Below are 20,482 nucleotides of genomic sequence, written 5' to 3'. Positions count from 1 at the left end.
CGGGCGGGAGGCTTAACGCTCGTAGCGCGAGCGGCTGTTGCGCTGGCCGCCGAAGCCGCCGCCGCTGTTGCCACCGCCGAAGCCACCACGATTGCCGTCGCGCTGACCGCCTTCGCGGTTGCCGAAGCTGCGGTTACCGTCACGGTTGCCATCGCGGTTGCCAAAGCTGCGGTCACCGAAATTGCGATCACCGAACGTGCGTTGCTGGCCCTGGCCCTGGCCTTGACCCTGGCCACGGTAGCCACCGGTGCCGCGATCGCCGAAGCCGCCTGCATTGCCACGGTCGCCGAAACCGCGGTTCTCGCCGCGATCGCCGAAGCCGCCCGCATTGCCACGATCGCCGAAGCCGCCCGCATTGCCACGGTCGCCGAAGCCGCGGCTCTCGCCGCCGAAGCGACGCTCGCCGCCGCCATTGCGGTCGCCGAAATTACGGTCGCCAAAGGTGCGCTCGCCGCCGTTGTTGCCACGGTAGCCGCCACCATTGCCGCGGTAGCCGCCGCCGTTGCCGCCACGCGGGCCGCCCGGCTTGCCGCCGAAGCCCTGACGGGGCTTCGGCGTGCGACGCGGTTCCAGGCCTTCGATGACCGAGGCGTCGATGCGGTTGTTCGTGAAGCGCTCGATGCGGCGCCACTGGAACACGTCACCGTGGTTCACGAGGTTGATCGCGATGCCCGAGCGTCCCGCGCGGCCGGTACGGCCGATACGGTGCACGTAGTCCTCGGCCTGCTTGGGCAGGTCGAAGTTCACCACGTGGGTGATATCGGGCACGTCGATGCCGCGCGCGGCCACATCGGTCGCCACGAGCACGCGCAGGTTGCCGCGGCGCAGGGCCGTCAGCGTGCGGTTGCGCGCGCCTTGCGTCATGTCGCCGTGCAGGGCGCCAGCCGAGAAGCCGGTGTCCGACAGGCGTTCCGCGAGCGAGTCCGCGTCGCGCTTGGTCGCCGTGAACACGATGGCCTGCTTCAGCGAGGCATCGCGCAGCAGATGGTCGAGCAGGCGCTCCTTGTGCGACATGTCGTCGGTGTAGTGCAGGCGCTGTTCGATGTTGCTCTGGTCGGCGCGCACGGCGGCGATCTCGATGCGCTGCGGGTCGCGCAGCTGGCGCGAAGCCAGTTGGGCGATGCGGGCGTCGAGCGTGGCCGAGAACATCAGCGTCTGACGCGAGGCCGGCGTGGCCGCGACGATCGCGTCGATGTCGTCGGCAAAGCCCATGTCCAGCATGCGGTCGGCTTCGTCGAACACGAGCATGTCGAGTTGCGACAGGTCGATGCGGCCGGCTTCGATATGGTCGAGCAGGCGGCCCGGCGTGGCCACGAGGATGTCAGGCATCTTCGAGAGCATCGCGAGCTGCTTCGGGTAGGGCATACCGCCCAGGATGCTCGCGCACACGATGCGGCGCAGATAGCGGCCGTACTTGGCGGCGGCTTCCGTCACCTGCAGCGCGAGTTCGCGCGTCGGCGTCAGCACGAGCAGGGACGGCTGCGCGGGCGACGGACGGGGGCGCTTGCCCTTGATGCGCTTGGTCGGTTCTTCGGCACGCGGGCGGTTCGGCGCGGGCTTCTCGCTGATGCGCTGGATCGCGGGCAGCATGAACGCGGCGGTCTTGCCCGAGCCGGTCTGGCTCGAGACCAGCAGATCGCGGCCGGCGATAAATGCGGGAATGGCCTGCGCCTGGACCGGCGTCGGCGTGTTGTAGTTGGCGTCGCTCAGCGCGCGCAGGATGGCGGCGTCGAGGCCGAGCAAGGCAAAGCCGTTCGGTGCGGCGTCGGCGGCGTCAGCGGCCGGGGCAGCTTGTTCGCCGGCAACAGGCGCGTCGCCATTGAGCATCGCGTCGAGCTTGTCGAGCGGGCTCTGCGTGGCGGCGGCGGTGTCTTGCGAAATCGTCGAGATAGTCGTGTCGGCGGAGGCAATATCTTGCTCCGCACGGAAATCGTGCTGGGTCATGTCGTAGGTTTTCAGTGATGCATTCACCCCGGCGTTTCGGAACACGGGGTGGGCGCGATGGGCGAACCCAAGGTCAAAGTCTTAAAAAGGCTTCGGCGCCAATCGGTGAGGCCGTTCGACAGACTCAGCAGTGTGCTGTGGGCTGTGAATACGGCGGCAGGCAGGGGCGCGCGGAAAATCCGGGCGGGTCCCTGACAGGCAAACAACTCCAGAATGCGGGCTGTTCGGAACAGGATCGGAGACGAGGCAACGGGCGGTGAGCGGTGCGATCTGGCCGGCACCTGTCTCGAATGTTGCGTGGACAGAAGCAGGGGGCAGAGCTTGGGAGGGCTGCGGATACGCCATGGCTTGGAAACTTCAGCGGGCGCGGTGCGGAACTCACAGTGCGAAACTCACGGCGCGAAGTATATCAGAAGACTCCGTATCATGTTGCACTGCGAAACGTAAGCAGATGTGTCCGAAGCGGACTTGAAAGCAAAGCCGGGCTTTCTATACTGGGAAACGCGAGCACACAGTGCCCGCCCGGGGCGGACGATAACGTGTCCCGCCGATCTCCTTCGGCAACCAGCGTTGCCGTTCGGTGCCGGGATTGCGGTCATTTGTCGTCGGTATGGGTAGGTCCGACTGTCCGGGTGGTCCGGACGGCCGTCCAGGGATGGACGCAAGGTACCCAAAGCTTCACACTCATCGCGACGCAGGAAATGACCGGAATTTGCCGGTGACGTGACCCAGGCGATCCGGGCCCGTCCGCAACCACAAAGCCCGCCAATTTCTTGGCGGGCTTTTCTTTTCCACAGTGACTTTTCCACGACTCGCATGCGAGCCGGCATACGTGCGTCTATTCGCGCGGTGGTACGCCGGCCACCCGTTCCTGCCCTGCAATCGATGGGTCCGCCGGAAGTCCCTTGCCGGGCACTCCCCGCGGATACTGGACGAGTCGCGTCACATGCGCGTGACGGAACGACTGCCAGCGTGGCGAGCCTGCCGCGCGCGCGCCGCCCATGATGGCGGACATCGCCTCGCGGTCGAGGTCAACGTTTTCCGACAAATCCCTGATGACGATCACTGCCATGGCGTTCTCCAGCATGGGGACCGTGTCGCGCGCGGCAGGCGCGCCGTGGCGACGGCGCCGGGGCAGGCGCGGGTCCACTCCAGTATAGGCAAGCGGTCGCGCATGCTTCCATGCGCGACCGCCACCGCCGGCTGGCCGTTCAGACCGCCGCCCAGTTGCCGCCCCACTGCGACGGATCGACGCCGATCTTGACGCGGCCGAGGCCGCTGCCGATCACGCCGTTGTTGTTGAGCGCCGCAACGTTGATCTGCTGCAGTTGCTGCACGCTCTGGTTGATATTGATGTTGACGTTGGCGAGCGGGCCAGTGGCCCCGACGCCGACCCGATCGAGCCATGAGCTGCCGCCGCGGACGGTGGCAAGCGCGCTGCTGTCGAGTTCCTTGCTGAGCGCAAGGTCGCGGACGACGATGGTAGACATGGTGGTCTCCTCGGTAGCGGCAGCGTTCAGCCGACGTAGTTGCTGGCGTTCTGGTTCGTGTTGAGGTTGTTGCGCAGGTGCTCCTGGAACGCGGAGCCGTTGGCGAACATGCTGTTCACTTCCTGCATTTGCTGGTTCGACTGGTCGATCTTCGTGGTCTTGTCGAACGACAGCTTCACGGGGCTGTAGATCGAGGTGTAGGGCACGAAGCCGAAGCCGAGGCCGCCGCGAACGGCTTGCATGCCCTTGGCGTCGAGGGTTTCGGTAACGGACAGGTCGGTGATGGTCAGCGTGGTCATGGCAGTTCTCCTTGAGAGATTTGGGTGCTACGTGGTTTCAGGTTTGAGCATCGGGTTGGTGTCGCGCTCGGTTCTGATATCGCAGCAAGCGTGCCAGCGGGGTGGCCATCGCCCAAAGAAATTTGCAATGCCTTGAAAACACGGGGAAAAACGCATTCGCGAGGCCTCCGCGGCGTGCCAGGCGCTGTGCCATGACGCGTCGATGTGGTGGGCCACGGACAACAGTCGGCGCGCGAGTGTCGTGCGTTCGCCAACGTCCCGCATGCGCGGCGGGTGCTGTGCGGATTGCGAATGCGGAGGGTGCGCACTAGTATCCATCGAGGACGCCATAACCACACGTCGGGAACGCATCGATGCCCAGCCTGACCGATCTGATACGCAACTTCCGGAGCGGTGGGCTGACGCGCGACGAATTTCTGGCGTCGATCGACCACGCGCTCGAAGACGAGACCACACCGGGGCACCTCGCGCGCGTGCTGAGCGAGGAACATACGCGCGCGCCGCTGCCCGCGAACGTTTATACCGAAGTCATGCGCCGCATCGAATCGCGCGTGGCCACGCAGTACGACCCCGTTGCCGAGGAGACGCGCGTGGGCGATCGCAGTGCGCCATCGTCGCCTTCGCTGTCGCCCTCGTTGTCGCCGCCATCGCTCTCTTCGCTCTCGTCGTCCTCGTCGCCATCGGCACCGGGCATGTCCGGCGCGCACGTGAAGGGCGTCGGCGACACGCTCAACGGCCGCTTCGTGCTCGAGGAATGTCTCGGCGTCGGCGGCATGGGCACGGTCTACAAGGCGCTGGACCTGCGCAAGCTCGAGGCCTCGGACCGCAAGCCCTATATCGCGATCAAGGTGCTGAACCTGCAGTTCAGCGCGCATCCCAAGTCGCTGATGGCGCTGCAGCGCGAGGCGCGCAAGGCGCAGCAGCTCGCGCACCGCAATATCGTCACCGTGTACGACTTCGATCGCGATGGCGCGACCGTCTTCCTGACGATGGAGTACCTGTCGGGCAAGTCGCTGAGCCGCGTGCTGCGCGCGCCCGAGTTCGCGGGGTTGCCCTACGCGAAGGCGCTGCCGATCATCGTCGGCATGGGCCGCGCGCTCGCCTATGCCCACGAGCGCGGTTTCGTGCATTGCGACTTCAAGCCCGCCAACGTCTTCCTGACCGAGCGCGGAGAGGTCAAGGTCATCGACTTCGGCATCGCGCGCGGCTTCCGCCAGCCCCTCGACGATGCCGACCAGACCGTCTTCGACGCGGGATCGCTCGGCGGCATGACCCCCGCGTACGCGAGCCCGGAGATGTTCGAGCATCGCGAGCCCGATCCGCGCGACGATATCTACGCACTGGCCTGCGTGACGTACGAACTGCTGACCGGCAAGCACCCTTACGATCGCCTGTCCGCCAATCAGGCGCGCGCGGCCAACCTCAAGCCCGCACAGCCGAAGGTGCTGTCGCGCGGGCAATGGAAAGCGCTGCGCCAGGCGCTCTCGCTCGATCGCGCCACGCGCACGCCGACCGTCGGTCGCTTTCTGGAAGGGCTTGGCGCGGAGCCGCAGCACGCGGGCATGCGCGCGCCGCTGCTGGCCGGGGCCGCCGTCGGCGCGCTGCTGGCCGCGGGACTCGGTTATTACGCATGGCGCGCCGGTGTTGCGCCGCACGATGGCGGGACGCAGGGGGTACCGGAACCGCCACGCACCGTCGCGGAGGCCGGCGCGCGGGGCACGCCCACCGCGCCGTCGCGCGAGGCCGGCAGCGTGCCGGCGCTCAATGGCGAATCGGCGTCGACGCCGTCGCCCACCGCCGCCACCGCCACCGCGCGCGCGTCTGCAAACATGCCGCTGGCGATGGAGAACGTCACGCCCGTGTTGGCGGCGGTACCTTGCTCGCTGCTGACCGCGCGCATCGAGGGCAGCATCCTCTACGTGAACGGGTACGTATCGGAGTCCGTTGCCGTGAAGCCCTTGCGAGAAAAGCTCAACGCCGTGCCCGGCGCGGGCAGCGTCAAGCTCGATCTGCAGCCGCTCGGCGAGGACAAGTGCGACGTCGTGAAGCTCCTGGCGCCGTATTGGTCTGCGAGCCGGTCTGCCGGCCGGTCCGCCAGTCTTGGCGGCAACCGGCAGGACGCGGCGTCGCTGCGGCCGCGCGGTGGCAACACGCGGCTCGCCGAAGGCTCGCCGCTCGTGATGGAGATTGCCACGCCCGCGCACGAATCGTATGTGTATGTCGACTACTACGTGGTCGATGGCAAGGTGGCGCACCTCGTGCCGAGCAAGCGCGTGCAGGGCAACCAAGCGCCAGCGAACTATCACGCGACGATCGGCGATGGCGGCGACTGGATCGTGTCCAAACCGTTCGGCAGCGAGCTCGTGGTGTTGCTGACCACGCCGGCGCCGCTGTTCGACGCGCGCCGGCCCGAATTCGAGACACGCCAGGAATACCTGCGCGCGCTCGAAAAGCCGCTTGCGCAGATGGCGAACCAGTATGGCAAGGATCGCATCGGCGCGGATCTCGTGCAGATTTCCACGCGCGCGCGATAGAGAGCGGCCCGCTACTTCATGTCGCGCGCCACGCGGAAGCCATTCTGCGACTGCCGCACGCTCGTGCTGTACTTGAAGCGCGTGGAAGAGACCATATAGGGCGCGCCTTCGCGCCACGAGCCGCCGCGAATCACGCGCGCGGTGCAGCCGTTCTCGTCCCACGCGCGGCCGTCAGCGGGCGCGCCCTTGTACGAGCTGTGCCAGCAGTCGCCGACCCACTCCCAGACGCTGCCGTTCATGTCGTGGAGTCCGTACGGATTGGCCGCGAACGAGCCGACGCTGGCCGGTGCCTCCTGGCTCCACGGGTCGCCGCAGTCCTTGCAGTTGGCGTTGCCCTTCTTCATCTGGTCGCCCCACCAGTAGGCGGAGCTCGTGCCGCCGCGCGCCGCGAACTCCCATTCGGCTTCCGTCGGCAGGCGGTAGCTCTTGCCGGTGCTCTTCGATAGCCATGCCACGTACTGCTGCGCATCGTCCCAGCTGACGTCGCGGATGGGCGCGTTCTTCGCTTCGCTGCCGTTGGTGCCGATCTTCGGGCAGGCGCTGGCATCGGCGCACGCATTCCACTGCTCGACCGTGACCTCGTACTTGCCGATCGCGAACGGCTGCCCGATGTTCACGTGATGCGGCGGCCGTTCGGCGGGATCGCTCGTGCTGCTGCCCATCGTGAAGCCGCCCGGCGACAGCGCGATGAGCACCGGGCAGGTGGGACAGTCACGCAGTTCGCCACCGCGGGCGGCGGTGGCCGGCGCGGTGGCAGCGGCGGCGGCCGCGGCTGTGGCGGCGGTGGCCGGGGCGCTCGGCTTGCCTTCGCTCGGGTACGTGATGGCACCGGACGAGGTGCTGCCACCCGGGCGCGTACGCGCGGTGCTCGTGGAAGACGTCGATGGCGCGGGGGAGGGCGGTGAGGCCGGTGTCGCGGTGAGGGGGGGCGGCGGTGTGCGGGATGCGGCCGGCGGTGCCGCGGGTGCGGAAGGGGCGGAAGGTGCGGTAGAAGGCGGCGAAGCGGATAAGGGGGGCGAGGAGGGTGAGGGCGTGGGCGTCGTCGCCGCGGATGGTTTCGCGTCCGGTCTGGCATCGGCCTTGGAATCGGGCTTCGAATCGCTCTTTGCCGCGGCCGGCGGCGCCGCGGCGCGGATGCGCTCGATGCGTGCCTTCGCGAGCGCGGCAAAGCGGCCATTCGGATACGCCTTCAGATAGGCCTCGTAGTCGCTCGCGTAATTGCTGTTCTTGACGGAGTCCCAGAACGAGAGTTCGTACTGCTCGTTACTGTCCTTCGGCAGGATCCCCGCATGCGCCGCCGGAGGCGCGAACACTTCCGCGCCCTGCAGCATCGCGATTCCCAGACCGAGCACCACAAGCGTTTTCCGCCACATGTCGAAGGCTCCGTTGAGTCTGCTGTGAAGCCGCCGTGACCTGCATACGGCTCGTTTCAAGATAGCACAGCGGTCAGCGCCCGTAGCCCGCGTGACGGGTTCGCTTTTTCATGGCATCCGTCCTACGCTGTAGTGCACGTCGACGAGCGCGCCGCGTCACAACGTCCACCAAGAAAACGACTGGGAGGAGCGTGTATGTCCCGACGATTCCTGCGCCACGCGCTGGCAGCATCGCTGCTGGCCGTCATCCCCTCGCTTTCCACACCGACACCCGCGCCGGCCAATGCCGAGGCGTACATCATCTGGCCCGCCGACGGCACCGTGATCGATGGCGGCAAGCTCTGGGTGCGCATGGGCCTGAAGGGCATGGGCGTCTGCCCCAAGGGCATCGAGCGGCCCAACTGCGGCCACCATCACCTGCTCATCGACGTGGAGCTGCCGCCGATGGACAAGGAAATTCCCAACGATCGCAACCATCTGCACTTCGGTGCGGGCGAGACCGATGCGCGCATCGAACTGCCGCCCGGCAAGCACACGCTGCAGCTGTTGATGGGTGACAGCAAGCACATACCGTTCGAGCCACCGATTTACTCGAAGAAGATCACGATCACCGTGCGGTAGCGCACCAAGGTGCGCGTTGGGGAGTCACGCCATGACCAAGTCGACCGATCACGTTTCATCCACGCTCGTTGCCGTATTGACGCTGACGTTCGTCGTCGCACTGGGTGCCTCCGTCGGGCTCGCCTTCGCGCAGAGCAGTGCCCCGCATGGCGCGATGAGCAAGTCGGCGGGCAAATCCGCGCAAGACAGCGCGCCCAGGACCGGGGGTACCACGGCGGCGCCACCGAATGCCTATCTCTATATCGGTTACCCGAACGATCATCAGACCTTTCCCGCGGGCAAGCCGATCAAGGTCTGGTTCGGGCTGCGCAACATGGGCGTGGCGCCGAAAGACGTCAAGTTTCCGAACACGGGCCACCATCACCTGCTGATCGACGTCGACCTGCCGCCGCTCGACAAGGAAATTCCGAACGATCGCAACCACCTGCACTTCGGCGCGGGCGAGACCGAGACCACGATCGAACTGCCGCCCGGCAAGCACACGCTGCAGCTGCTCATGGGCGACGAGAAGCACGTCCCCACCACACCGCCGGTCTACTCGAAGAAGATCACGATCTACGTGCGTTGACGGTTGTCGGGCGTTCGCCAACACCATGCGGCGCAACTGTCGGGACGCGCCCACCACTCGCCCATCGGGTCCGCCACGCATCGCTCGCGGACCGCATCTCGAATCCCCCGTATTTTCAAGGCATTGCAGGCAATTCGACCGCATGGCACGCAGGCTGGCACGCTTGCTGCGATATCAGGACCGAGCGCGACACCAACCCGATGCTCAAACCTGAAACCACGTAGCACCCAAATCTCTCAAGGAGAACTGCCATGACCACGCTGACCATCACCGACCTGTCCGTTACCGAAACTCTCGACGCCAAGGGCATGCAAGCCGTTCGCGGCGGCACGGGCTTCAACTGGGCGCCGATCACCTCGGTGTACCACCCGGTGAAGCTGTCCTTCGACTCGACGACCAAGATCACGCAGTCGAACCAGCAGATGCAGGAAGTGAACAACATGTTCGCCAACGGTTCCGCGTTCCAGGACCATCTGTCGAACACCGTGAACACGAACCAGAACGCCAGCAACACGGTGTATCGCTGATCCGCCGCAAGCGCATCTGCCAGGAAAGAGGCGGTATCGAAGTCAACACCGCACGGGGAGCTTGATGCCGGGGACACCTCCGCCCCGGCAATTTTTTTGTCTGGCGCCTCCCATCCCGTTTTGCCGAACCACAATACAGATTGCCGGGACGCGTTTGCGCGCCGGCCCTGCTCTGCCCAGGAGGACATCGTGTCCTACGTTTCCCGTTCCGCTCATTCCCTGCTGGCCGCGATGACGGTGCTTGCCGTCGCGGGTTGCGCGGACTTCCGGCCGCCCGAGTACAAGCGTCCGGAAACGCCGGCCAAGGCCGCGTGGTCGCGCGACGACGTGGTGACGGTATCGCCGGACGAGACCATCGTGCCGAACTGGTGGCAGGGCTTTCAGGACCCCTACCTCGACGGGCTGGTCACGCGGGCGCTGGCGGGCAACTACGACATCAAGGTGCTGGCCGCGCGCATCCGCGTGGCGAATGCACAGATCAGCGAAGCGCGCGCGGGGGCGCTGCCGGTATTCGATATCGGCGCGGGCGCGAGCTTCGAGAAGACCACGGGCCAGGCGCTGACGCGCACGTACAACCTCGGCGCGCAGGTCAACTGGGACATCGACGTGTGGGGCAAAGTGGAGAAGGGCGTGCAGGCCCAGACCGCCGAGTTCCGCGCGACGGAAGCCGATTGGCGCGCGGGTTACCTGACGCTGGTCTCCGCGGTGTCCATCACGTATTTTCAGATTCTGCAGTTCGACGAACAGGTCGATCAGCAGTCGCGCACCGTCGCCCGCAATGGCGAGATCCTCGCCACGTACAAGGCGATGTATGCGAACGGCCTCGTGCCGCAGATCCGCGTGATGCAGCAGCAGGCCGAAATCAACCGGCTGACGAAGGACCTGATCGAACTGCGCCGTTCGCGCAACGTGGCGGAGAATGCGCTGGCCACGCTGGTCGGTGTGCCGGCCGGCGAACTCAAGGTGCCCGTCGGCCGCCTGCAGGACCGCGTGAAGTTGCCCGTGGTGCCCGCGGGGCTGCCGTCGCAGCTGCTCGCGCGCCGGCCCGATATCGTTGCGGCCGAATATCGCGTGCTGTCCGCGTACAACATCGTGGGCCAGGCGCGGCTCGCGCAGTTGCCGAGCGTGAGCCTGACCGCGCGAGGCGGCACCGCGAGCTTCGCGCTGTCGGACCTGCTCAAGTCGTTCACGTTCGGCTTCATGCCCAGCATCAACCTGCCGATGCTCGACCCGAACGTGCGCGCGCGCGTCAAGACCACCGAGGCGGGCATCGGTGTGGCGGAGAACGAATACGGCCGCACCGTGATGACGGCGTTCGAAGAAGTGGAGAACGCGCTCGTCAACGTCGATGCGCACAAGAAGCAGCGTGTGGAGCTCCAGCAGCAGGTGGATCAGCTGCGCGTGGTCTCGGCCCAGATCGAGGCACAGCTGAAGGAGGGATTGGTCACGCAGCTGGAGGTCTTCGAGACCGAGCGTTCGCTGCTGACCGCGCAACTCGCGCTGTTGGAAGTTCACCAACAGATTCTTTCGGACACCGTCACGCTCTACAAGGCACTCGGGGGCGGGTGGCCCGCCGAGCAGGTACGCAATGCTCCCGCGGAGAGCCCGGTCAGCACGATCGTCGGCGCGCCGCAATGAGGGCACCAGGGCGGGCACCACTGCGCGCCAGCGCGCGCAGAGGCCGATTGACTCATCCGAAGCGTCGCCTACTATGTTCTTACTCGTGACATCCCGTCCCTCGCGCCGCTCGCGTGCGTGCGGCCTGACCAGTCCGACTGTTGGTTGTCTGGAAACATGACGCGCGACGATGCCCTGATCATGGACGTGCCGGCAAAGGTGGATCAGTCTCTCGATCGGACCGCCGATCGTACCTACGATCGAACCTTCGGCCACGCGTTCGACATCCTGCTGATGCCGCTGTCGCGGCCCGATCTCGGCGAGATTCGCATCGGCGAGGACCTGTTCGCGATCGGCCGGGGCGAGGCGCCGTTCGCGGCGTATCCGGCGGATGCCACCGCGGTGCTGTCCCGCCGGCACGCGCGCATCTTCTCGGAAGACGGTGCCGTGTATGTCGCCGATCTCGGAAGCAAGAACGGCACGCACGTGAATGGTGCCGCGGTCGCGCAGCAGCCGGCCGCATTGCGCGATGGCGACGAACTGAGCTTTGGCGCGGAGCTGTCGTATCGCGTGAAGCTCTATCCGCGCGCGCCCGTGCAGCAGAGCGGCCTTGTCGTCGCGCTGACGCCGATGCGCCAGGACATCGGGCTGCAGCCCATCGTCATCACGGGGTTTCCGTTTCTCGTCAGCAAGGCCGACGATACGTTCGAGCGCTATCGCGACGCCTATCCCCATCAGGTCAACTACCTGTCGCGGCGGCATGCGCATTTGTACCTGAAGGGCGGGGCGCCGTGGATCGAGGATCTGGGCAGCACCAACGGCACGTTCGTCAATGGCGCGCGGCTCGGCGATCACGCGGTGCGCGTGGAGGCCGGCGACGTGCTCGCCTTCGGCGGCACCCACTTCGTCTACCGGCTCGATATCGAGGACCACTCGGACGGCGATGCCACCGCAACGCGGTCGCTGCAGGCCGATCGCCCCGCGGTAGTGGCGCCTGCCGGCAATGCCCCGGCCGCACTGGTGCCCGACGTCGACGAGGATGCCGACAAGACCACGTTCGTCGGGGCCGCCGACTCGTTCCTCGATATCTTCTGCGTCGACTACGCGGCGAAGCAGGAAGACGAGGTGAACCTCGAGCCGATGCCGGACGCGAGCCACGCCGCGCAGGGCGCGCATGCGCCCGTTGCGCGCAAGCGTGGACGCACCGCGCTGATGTGCGCGGAGATCGCCCGCACGTTCGGGCTGCGCGATCGCGCCCAGGTCGCGCGGGCCATGCGATGGACCGTGGCCGTGCTCATCGCCGCGGTGCTGGTCGGCGGCAGCCTCTACTGGCGCAGCGCGCCGGATCGCTCGCTCGAGCGGCTGATGGCGGAGCACCAGTACGCGCGCGCGGCGGAAGTGGCCGACGAATACCTCGCGCGGCATCCGAGCGATCCGACGTATCAGGCCATCGGTACCGAGGCGATGCTCGACGCCTACGTGCCGGGATGGGTCGGCAAGCTGCGTGCGAAAGACTTCGTCGGCGCCGAGACCGCGCTCGCGCATATGCGCGGCACGAGCCAGCACAACACCGATGCCCGCGCATTGATCGACGAGCTTGCGTGGGTCGGCAGCGTCAGCCGCTTTGCGGCCGAGCGCGGCGGCGACGATGCGCGCATCCGGCTCTACCGCGACGAGGGCGATATCCGCAAGCTGCTCGCGCACTGGGAGCAGGATGCCAAGGCGCACCAGCGCGCGCTCGACCGCATCGCGAACACCGTGCCCGTGTTCGCCGAGACCTATGCGGGGACGCTCAGCGCATTGCGCAAGCTGCAGAACGACGATGCCGTGTATCTGGCCGCGATCGAGCGGCTCAATGCGTCGATCGCCACCGAACTGGGGCGCGAGCAGCCCGAAGCGCTGCAATCGATGCTGGCCGAGTACCGCGACAAGTATCCACGCCTGGCCGGGCTCGATGCGACCGAAGCGGACCTCAGGCAATACATCGCGCTGATCCAGGCGCTGCGCAACCGGATGCTCGGCCCGCTGACCGCGCAGATGGCGGCCGTTCACTTCAGCACGCCGCCGTTCCGCGCGGCCTATGACAAGCTCGCCGCGGAGAAGCTGCCCGAGGCGGCGATCGCCGAGCACTACGTTGCCGCCACGCAGGCGTGGGCGCGCGGCGAAGGGGAGGCGGCGCTCGGCGCGCTCGGCCGTATCGAGGCGGGGCCGTGGCGCGAGGAGCTTGCGCAGGACATCGCGCACAAGCGGCAGGTGCTCGACCAATACGCGGCGCTGCCGCGCGCGCGGGGCACCGCCGGCTACGAAGACCAGTTGCTGGGCCTGCACGCGATGCTCGACCCCGATGCCGACGCCTGGTACGTGCGCGCCATCGATGGCGATGTGAACGCGATCCGCGAGGCGGCGCTGCGCCGCGCGAACCTGTTGCTCAACCGCGCGGCCACCGCGTGGCGCCAGTATCGCAACAACGGCCTGATCGGCGGCGAGCAGCGGCTCGAGGCGGGCATCTCGCCGAAGTTCCGCGCGCAGGCGAAGCTGCTTGCCGACGCGCAGGCCGATGCGCGACAGGGCCTGCGCATCTACACACAACTCAAGGCCGACGAGATCTCGCAATGGAGCAAGGTGCGCGACGATATCCAGGCCGAGGTCGATCTGCAGCGCCGCTCGCTCAATGACCTGCGCATGGTCCTCGATCCGGCCGTGCTGAAGGCCAAGCTGGCGCTGGTCGGCGAGCCGACACCCACCGCCACCGTGGCGGCGTCGCCGGGAGGACGGCGATGAACGACGAGAATCGCCTGCGTCCGCTGCACGAAGCGCTCGACGACCACAGCGCCGAAGGCATCGCGCTGCTGACGGCCGAGCCCTCGCGCCTCACGATGCTGACCATCGTCGTCACGGGCGCGCTCGTGCTGTGCGCGCTGCTGTGGTCGTTCATCGGGCATGCGGACGTGATCGTCAGCGCGCAGGGCACGCTTGCACCGGAGTCCGAAGTGCGCCGCTTCTACGCGCCGGTCGATGGCGAACTGGCGGACCTCTACGTGGCCGAGGGCCAGCCCGTCTCGAAGGACGATGTACTCGCGCGCCTCAATGCGCGCGGTGCCATCGAAGCCGCGGCCAAGGCGCTGGAAGCGCAGCTCAAGCTTGAGGATTCGGAGCGCGAGTGGCGGCAGTTTCCGGAGCGCAAGGCGTTGATGGAACGCCGCGCGGCCGCGCTCAAGCAGCAGCTGGAACTGGGCACGCGCCAGCACGAGAACCGCATGGCGGAGGGCACCACGCGGCTGGCCGAGCAGCAGCGCGCGCAGTTGCAGGAAGCGCGCAGCAATCTCGAGAACGCCCGCCGCGCGCGCGACTTCGCGCGGCAGGAGCAGGACCGCTATGCGCGGCTGTTCGCGCTGCCCGGCGGCGGGGGCGTGTCGCAGGCGCAGGTGGAAGCCAAACGCGCCAGCGCGCAGGAGGCTGAGAACGGCCTGCGCGTCGCGCAGTCGCGGCTGGCCGAACTCGATGCGCGGCTGGCGCGCGAGTACACGCAGGCGAGCGCGGACCTCGAAGGCAGCGGGCAGGACCTGGCCAACCTGCGCATCCAGTACGACGCGCAGATGCGCGAGATCGGCAGCACCGAGGACAAGCTGCGGCTGCAGGTGCAGACCGCGCGGCTGGTTGCGGAAGCGGCCGCGCGCATCAAGTTCGAGAACATCGACAAGGACAACTTCCTGCTGATTCTTGCGCCGACATCGGGTGTGATCACCGACGTCACGTCCACGCAGCGCGGCGACAAGGTACAGGCGAACGCGCCGCTCGGCGGCATTGCGCCGAAGGATGCACGGCCCGTGCTGCGCGTGGAGATTGCCGAGCGCGATCGCGCGTTCCTGCGGGAAGGCCTGCCCGTCAAGCTCAAGTTCAGCGCGTTTCCGTACCAGCGTTACGGGCTGATTGCCGGCACGCTCGAATACATCTCGCCGGCCACCAAGCCTTCGGGGCCGGACAAGCAACCGGTCTATGAGGGACGGGTGCGGCTGGCGCAGGACTACTACACCGTGGCGGACCAGAAGTATCCGCTGCGCTATGGCATGACCGCCACCGCGGAAATCGTGGTCCGCGAGCGGCGGCTGATCGATCTCGGGCTCGATCCGTTCCGGCAGGTTGCCGGCTAGCCCGCTTACGCGAAAAAAGGGGAGAAGGCGATGACGGCCATCGTGCGAATCGACGAGGAAGTGATCGACGTCGACGAATTCATCCGCGTGCTCAAGCTGACCGGGCAGTTCGAAGGCATCGTCGAACAGCTCGTGAGGGAGAAGCTGACCGTGCATGCGGCGCGCCGGCATGGCATCACGCTGACGCCCGAGGAAATCCAGGCGCGCGCCGACCAGTTCCGGCGCGTGCAGGGGCTGCATCGCGCGGCCGACATGAACCACTACCTCGATGCGCTCGGCGTCAGCCTCGACGAGTTCGAGCGGTTTATCACGGACAGTCTCTACCAGGAAAAGATGATGGCGCGCATCTGCGACGATGCCGCCGTGGAGACGTACTTCCAGCTCAACTCCCCGAAGTTCGACAGCATCGAGGTCAGTCATATCGTCGTGGACAGCGAGGGCAAGGCGCGCGAACTCGTGTCGTATCTGCAGGACGATCCGGACGCGTTCGCCGAGATGGCGCGCGAGCATTCGATCGCCGATACGCGCGAGCAGGGCGGCGAGATCGGCAAGGTCCTGCGCGGGTCGTTGAAGAGCGATATCGAGGCCAAGGTGTTCAATGCGGAAGCGGGCGATCTGCTCGGGCCGTTTCCGGCCGCCGATCGTTCGTTCTTTGAGGTGTTCCTTGTCCGCGCCAAGCATCCGGCGCGGCTCGACGAAGACGTCGCGGTGGAGGTGCGCCGGCGGTTGCGCGAGGAGTGGCTGATGGCGAGGGCACAGGAACATGTCATCGAAGCCCGTTAGCGAACCTTCTGCCGATGCGTCGGCCGACGCCTCGACCGGTGCCCCGACCGGCGCATCGACCGGTGCATCGACCGGTGCCTCGGCCAGGCCCGAGCCCGTCGCGGAGACCGCCCTTGTCGATTTCCTCGCAACCGTCGAAATCCTGTCCTCGCTGACCCGCGCGGAGCTCGAACGGCTGGCGGCAAGCGCGCGCACGCTGTCGTTCGGCTTTGGCGACACCGTCTGCAATGCGGGCGAGCCCGCCGATGGCCTGTTCATCGTCCGCACCGGCTCCGTGCGCGTGTTCAACGAGGAGCACGGCAAGGAAATCAGCATGGGCGTGCGCAAGACCGGCGAGGTGTTCGCCGATATCGCCATGCTGCGCGAGTACCGCCACGAGTCGTCGGTGCGCGCGTCGGGCAAGACCGAGCTGCTATGTATTCCGCGCGCGGTCAGCGAGGCCGTGGTGGCCGCCAACCCCGCGGCGCTGGCGTTTATCACGAGTTACGTCGCCATCAGTTCGGCGGGCGGCTTCGTCGCGCGGCTGTTCGACCTGCGCGGCAAGCTCGACCGCTCGGAACTCGAGGACGCCGTGCGCAGTGTCGGCGTCAAGCGCGTGACCGCGGGGCGCGAGATCCTGCATCAGGATGGCCGCGACGATCGCCGGCTCTATGTGGTGCGGCAGGGCACGGTGCGCATCGTGCGGACCGAGGACGGCGAGACCTATCCGCTGGCCACGCTCGGGCAGGGCGATATCTTCGGCGAGCGCGCGTGCGTGATGCGGCAGGAGCAGATCGCCTCCGCGATCGCGGAAACCGATGTGCGGCTGCTCGTGATTCCCGAGAAGACCGTACAGCTGATACTCGAGCGCAATGCCAGGCTGCGCGAGGTGCTCGAGGAACGCATCCGCGTGATCGACCGCGAACTGCATCGGCAGCAGAAGCTGGCCGAGCGGCGCAAGCGGCCCGTGCTGCTGGACCTGCATTCGAAGCCAGAGTTCGGCGAGCGCGTGATCCGTCGTTTCGCGCTGGTGGAGCAGGCCGAGGAGATGGATTGCGGCGCGGCCTGCCTCGCCATGATCTGCCGGCATCATGGGTTGACGCTGACGCTCGGCAAACTGCGCGAGCTCGCCAACGTGACGACGGCCGGCGCCACGCTCGACAGCCTCGCGCGCGCGGGCGAGTCGCTGGGCTTTACCACGCGCGGGGTGCAATGCACGCGCGATGCGCTGCTCGGCTTCGAGCTGCCCTTTATCGTCCATTGGGAGGGCTATCACTACGTCGTCGTGTACGGCATCTCGCAGCATCATGTCTGGGTCGCGGATCCCGCGCTCGGCTTCCGCAAGATGAGTACCGAGGAGTTCGAGCGCGGCTGGAGCGGAACCTGCCTCGTCTTCACGGCCGGCGAGTCGATGGCGCAGCTGGCGGTGGCGCGGTCGCCGTGGCTGCGCTTTATCAGCTACCTGTCGCCGTACAAGCGCATCCTCGCCCATCTGTTCCTGGCCACGTTCGTGATCCAGCTGCTGGGCGTGGTGCCGCCCCTCATCATCCAGAACATCCTCGATGGCGTGGTCGTGCACCAGAACGTGGGGCTGCTGCATCTGCTGATCGTGGGCCTCATCATCTCCAATGTGTTCACGCAGCTGATGGCCACGATTCGCGCGTACCTCGCGAATTTCATGGTCCGCAACATGGACTTCGCGATGATGTCGCAGTTCTTCAAGCACACGCTCGCGCTGCCGCTGTCGTTCTTTGCCAAGCGCAAGACCGGCGATATCTTCGCGCGCTTCCAGGAGAACCAGACGATCCGCGCGTTCCTGACCGAATCGACGGTCACCACGGCGCTGAATCTGCTGATGGTGTTCATCTACTTCAGCATCATGTTCGTCTACAACGTCAAGCTCACACTGCTGCTGATCGCGTTCGTGATTCCGATTGCCGCGCTGACCGTGATCGTCACGCCGCGCCTCAAGACGTTTGCGCGCGACGTGTTCACGGCGTCGACCGATGCCAAGGCGTATCTGATGGAGACGCTCGGCGGCGCGGAAACCGTCAAGGGCATGGGCATCGAGCGCGCGGTGCGGCTGCGCTGGGAGCGCAAGTACGCGAAGGCGCTGGACCGGCAATATCAGGCGCAGTCGTTCCATATCCTCGTGGGGCTGGTCAGCCAGCTGCTGAACGCCGCGACGACGATCGCGGTGCTGTGGGTCGGCGCCACGCTCGTGCTCGAACGCGAGCTCACCATCGGGCAGTTGATCGCGTTCAATGCCTTTATGGGCAGCGTGCTGGCGCCGCTGATGGGGCTGGTCGCCTTGTGGGGGCAGCTCAACGACGCGGGCGTAGCGATGGAGCGGCTCGGCGACATCCTCGATCTGGAGCCCGAGCAGCGGCCGCAGGATGTGGCATCGCGGGTCATGCTGCCGGACCTGCAGGGCGATATCCGGTTCGATGGCGTGTACTTCCGCTACGGCGGCGACGAGACGCAGTATGTGCTGGAGAACATCAGCTTCCACGTCCGCGCGGGGGAGATGGTGGCCATCGTGGGGCGCAGCGGATCGGGCAAGACCACGCTGGCCAAGCTGCTCGTGGGGTTCTACAAGCCGAGCGAGGGCACGATGAGTATCGACGGTTACGACCTCAACGTGATCGACACCGAGTTCTTCCGCGCGCAGGTGGGCTATGTGATGCAGTCCAATCTGCTGTTCTCGGGCACCGTGGCCGAGAACATCGCATGCGGCGACGATGCGGCCGACCGGCGGCGTATCGAGGAGGTGGCCAAGATGGCGGACGCGCATGCTTTCATCTCGAAGCTGCCGCTGGGCTACGAGCAGGTGGTGGGCGAGCGCGGCATCGGTCTGTCGGGCGGGCAGATCCAGCGTCTCTGCATCGCGCGGGCGCTGTATCACGATCCGCGGCTGCTCGTGTTCGACGAAGCGACATCGGCGCTCGATACGCAGTCCGAGAGCAATATCCTCGCGAACATGCACGATATCCTGCGCGGACGCACGGCCGTCATCATCGCGCACCGGCTCAGCACGATCATGCAGGCGGACAAGATCCTGGTGCTCTATGAAGGGGCCATCGTCGAGCAGGGGCGGCACGAGGAGCTGCTGGAGCGGCGCGGCATGTACTACCAGCTGGTGCAGAAGCAATTGAGCGCGGCATGAAACTGTTCAATCCGGGCCGACCGGCCACTCCCACCGAGACCATGCCACAGACGCAAGCGACGCAAGCGACGCCACCGTCGTCGTCATTATCGGGCGCTTCGTTCGGCTCGCGCCTGACCACGTCCGCGGTATCGTTCGCGGGCCTGATCGAGCGCGTCGAAATTCTGCGCTCGACGCTGCGCTGGGCCTCGCGGCTGGAACGGCCCGAGATCGAACGGCTGCTCAAGCAGGCCACCTCGCTGCGCGACGAAGTCATGGGCCTCTCGCACCGCGAGCGCTTCGTGCAGGCCGCGGTCAAGGAGGGGGATGCCGCCGAGGCGGCCGCGGAGATTGCGGAAGTCCCGGATGTCGAACCCATCGCGCGATCGTCGCGCGAGCGGCGGCAGGCGCTGCTGGAGCGCAGCTTCGTGTTCGAAGGCACGTTCGGCGACAACGCGAAGCTGCTGGAAGCGCTGGAGATCGCCGAGAAAGCGGCGCCCACCGACCTGCCCGTGCTGATCGACGGCGAAAGCGGGACCGGCAAGGAGCTGATGGCGAAGGTGATTCACGCCAACGGCTCGCGCGTGGAGCGGCCGTTTATCTCGGTCAACTGCGGCGCGATTCCCGACAGCCTGCTCGAGTCCGAACTGTTCGGCCATCGCAAGGGTGCGTTCACGGGCGCGAGCAACGATCGCAAAGGAAAGTTCGAGAGCGCGCATACGGGCACGATCTTCCTCGACGAGATCGGCGAGCTGCCGCTGACGGGGCAGGTCAAGCTGCTGCGCGTGCTGGAGGCGCACGAGATCCAGCGGGTGGGGTCGGACGAGGTGATCGCGGTGGACACGCGCATCGTCGCGGCGACCAACAAGGACCTGCGGCGCATGAGCCAGGAGGGGACGTTCCGCGAGGACCTGTTCTATCGGCTGAGCGTGATCCATGTTTCGCTGCCGGCGCTGCGCGAGCGGCGCGACGAGATTCCGCTGCTGGTCGCTTATTTCGGCGACGAGGCCGCGGGGCAGCTCAAGCGCCGGCCGCTGAAGCTGACACCGCGGCTACGCGACTTCCTGCTGCATTACGGCTATCCGGGGAATATCCGCGAGCTGCGCAACCTGATGTACCGGCTCTCCTGCCTGGCTGGCGACACCGCAGACCTCGCGCATCTGCCGCCCGACATCCGCCCTGGCGCGGCTGCGCAGGCAAAGGTCGCCGCCGGCATCGATGCCCCGGTGCCGACGTCGCTGAGCGAAGCCAAACGCGCGGCCAGCGACGAAGCCGAGCGCGCGTTTCTCGAACGCGGATTGCAGGAGGTGGGCGGCACGGTCGCCGAACTGGCCCGCCGCTTCGAGATGAACCGGTCGCATGTGCAGATGCTGCTCAAGAAGCATGGCATCCATTCGAAGGATTTTCGGGCGGGGCGGCAAGGGGATGGGAAGTAGGGGTATGGGAAGCAG

The 20,482-nt window shown here is 66.8% G+C and carries 15 protein-coding genes; 10 read left to right on the top strand and 5 right to left on the bottom strand.

What is annotated here, in order from left to right:
- Positions 1-12: 12 nt before the first annotated feature.
- The 4 genes from FOB72_RS10345 to FOB72_RS10330 form a co-directional block, all read right to left on the bottom strand.
- Positions 13-1,944, bottom strand: coding sequence for a DEAD/DEAH box helicase (locus FOB72_RS10345; RefSeq protein ID WP_150372427.1), 1,932 nt, complete (start codon positions 1,942-1,944; stop codon positions 13-15).
- Between the two features lie 838 nt (positions 1,945-2,782).
- Entirely contained in the window at positions 2,783-3,016 is a 234-nt protein-coding gene (locus FOB72_RS10340) for a hypothetical protein (protein ID WP_150372426.1), read from the bottom strand.
- A gap of 139 nt (positions 3,017-3,155) precedes the next feature.
- Positions 3,156-3,434: a hypothetical protein gene (locus tag FOB72_RS10335; protein ID WP_150372425.1), complete on the bottom strand. Its 279-nt coding sequence runs from the start codon at positions 3,432-3,434 to the stop codon at positions 3,156-3,158.
- A gap of 26 nt (positions 3,435-3,460) precedes the next feature.
- Positions 3,461-3,733 (bottom strand): hypothetical protein, encoded by a 273-nt coding sequence (locus FOB72_RS10330; protein ID WP_150372424.1) that lies wholly within the window; start codon positions 3,731-3,733, stop codon positions 3,461-3,463.
- A gap of 353 nt (positions 3,734-4,086) precedes the next feature.
- On the opposite strand from FOB72_RS10330, the gene FOB72_RS10325 reads away from it, so the two are divergent.
- A complete protein-coding gene (locus FOB72_RS10325; RefSeq protein ID WP_150372423.1) occupies positions 4,087-6,267 on the top strand; it encodes a serine/threonine-protein kinase in 2,181 nt (726 codons plus the stop codon).
- Positions 6,268-6,278: 11 nt separating this feature from the next.
- Here FOB72_RS10325 and FOB72_RS10320 read toward each other — a convergent pair whose 3' ends face one another.
- A complete protein-coding gene (locus tag FOB72_RS10320; protein ID WP_411859830.1) occupies positions 6,279-7,598 on the bottom strand; it encodes a formylglycine-generating enzyme family protein in 1,320 nt (439 codons plus the stop codon).
- Positions 7,599-7,835: 237 nt separating this feature from the next.
- Here FOB72_RS10320 and FOB72_RS10315 point away from each other — a divergent pair, with 237 nt between their 5' ends.
- From FOB72_RS10315 to FOB72_RS10275, 9 genes are all read left to right on the top strand, one after another.
- A complete protein-coding gene (locus FOB72_RS10315; protein WP_150372421.1) occupies positions 7,836-8,261 on the top strand; it encodes a DUF4399 domain-containing protein in 426 nt (141 codons plus the stop codon).
- Between the two features lie 154 nt (positions 8,262-8,415).
- Entirely contained in the window at positions 8,416-8,829 is a 414-nt protein-coding gene (locus FOB72_RS10310) for a DUF4399 domain-containing protein (protein WP_223851505.1), read from the top strand.
- A 251-nt stretch (positions 8,830-9,080) separates the two neighbouring features.
- On the top strand, positions 9,081-9,356 hold the full coding sequence (locus FOB72_RS10305) for a hypothetical protein (protein WP_150372419.1): 276 nt from the start codon (positions 9,081-9,083) through the stop codon (positions 9,354-9,356).
- A 231-nt stretch (positions 9,357-9,587) separates the two neighbouring features.
- Positions 9,588-10,994, top strand: coding sequence for an efflux transporter outer membrane subunit (locus FOB72_RS10300; protein ID WP_150373853.1), 1,407 nt, complete (start codon positions 9,588-9,590; stop codon positions 10,992-10,994).
- Between the two features lie 156 nt (positions 10,995-11,150).
- Positions 11,151-13,754, top strand: a complete 2,604-nt coding sequence (locus FOB72_RS10295) for an FHA domain-containing protein (protein WP_150372418.1) — start codon at positions 11,151-11,153, stop codon at positions 13,752-13,754.
- Complete coding sequence (locus FOB72_RS10290) at positions 13,751-15,124, top strand: HlyD family efflux transporter periplasmic adaptor subunit (RefSeq protein WP_150372417.1); 1,374 nt, start codon at positions 13,751-13,753, stop codon at positions 15,122-15,124. The genes FOB72_RS10295 and FOB72_RS10290 overlap by 4 nt, the downstream gene beginning before the upstream one ends.
- Before the next feature lie 30 nt (positions 15,125-15,154).
- On the top strand, positions 15,155-15,907 hold the full coding sequence (locus FOB72_RS10285; protein WP_150372416.1) for a peptidylprolyl isomerase: 753 nt from the start codon (positions 15,155-15,157) through the stop codon (positions 15,905-15,907).
- Positions 15,888-19,052, top strand: a complete 3,165-nt coding sequence (locus tag FOB72_RS10280) for a peptidase domain-containing ABC transporter (RefSeq protein WP_150372415.1) — start codon at positions 15,888-15,890, stop codon at positions 19,050-19,052. Before FOB72_RS10285 ends, FOB72_RS10280 begins: the two co-directional genes overlap by 20 nt.
- Positions 19,049-20,467 (top strand): sigma-54 interaction domain-containing protein, encoded by a 1,419-nt coding sequence (locus tag FOB72_RS10275; protein ID WP_223851296.1) that lies wholly within the window; start codon positions 19,049-19,051, stop codon positions 20,465-20,467. Before FOB72_RS10280 ends, FOB72_RS10275 begins: the two co-directional genes overlap by 4 nt.
- The last annotated feature ends 15 nt before the right edge of the window (positions 20,468-20,482 follow it).

Source organism: Cupriavidus pauculus (assembly GCF_008693385.1).
Lineage (GTDB): Bacteria > Pseudomonadota > Gammaproteobacteria > Burkholderiales > Burkholderiaceae > Cupriavidus > Cupriavidus pauculus_D.
This window is presented reverse-complemented; position numbering and strand designations above follow the sequence as displayed.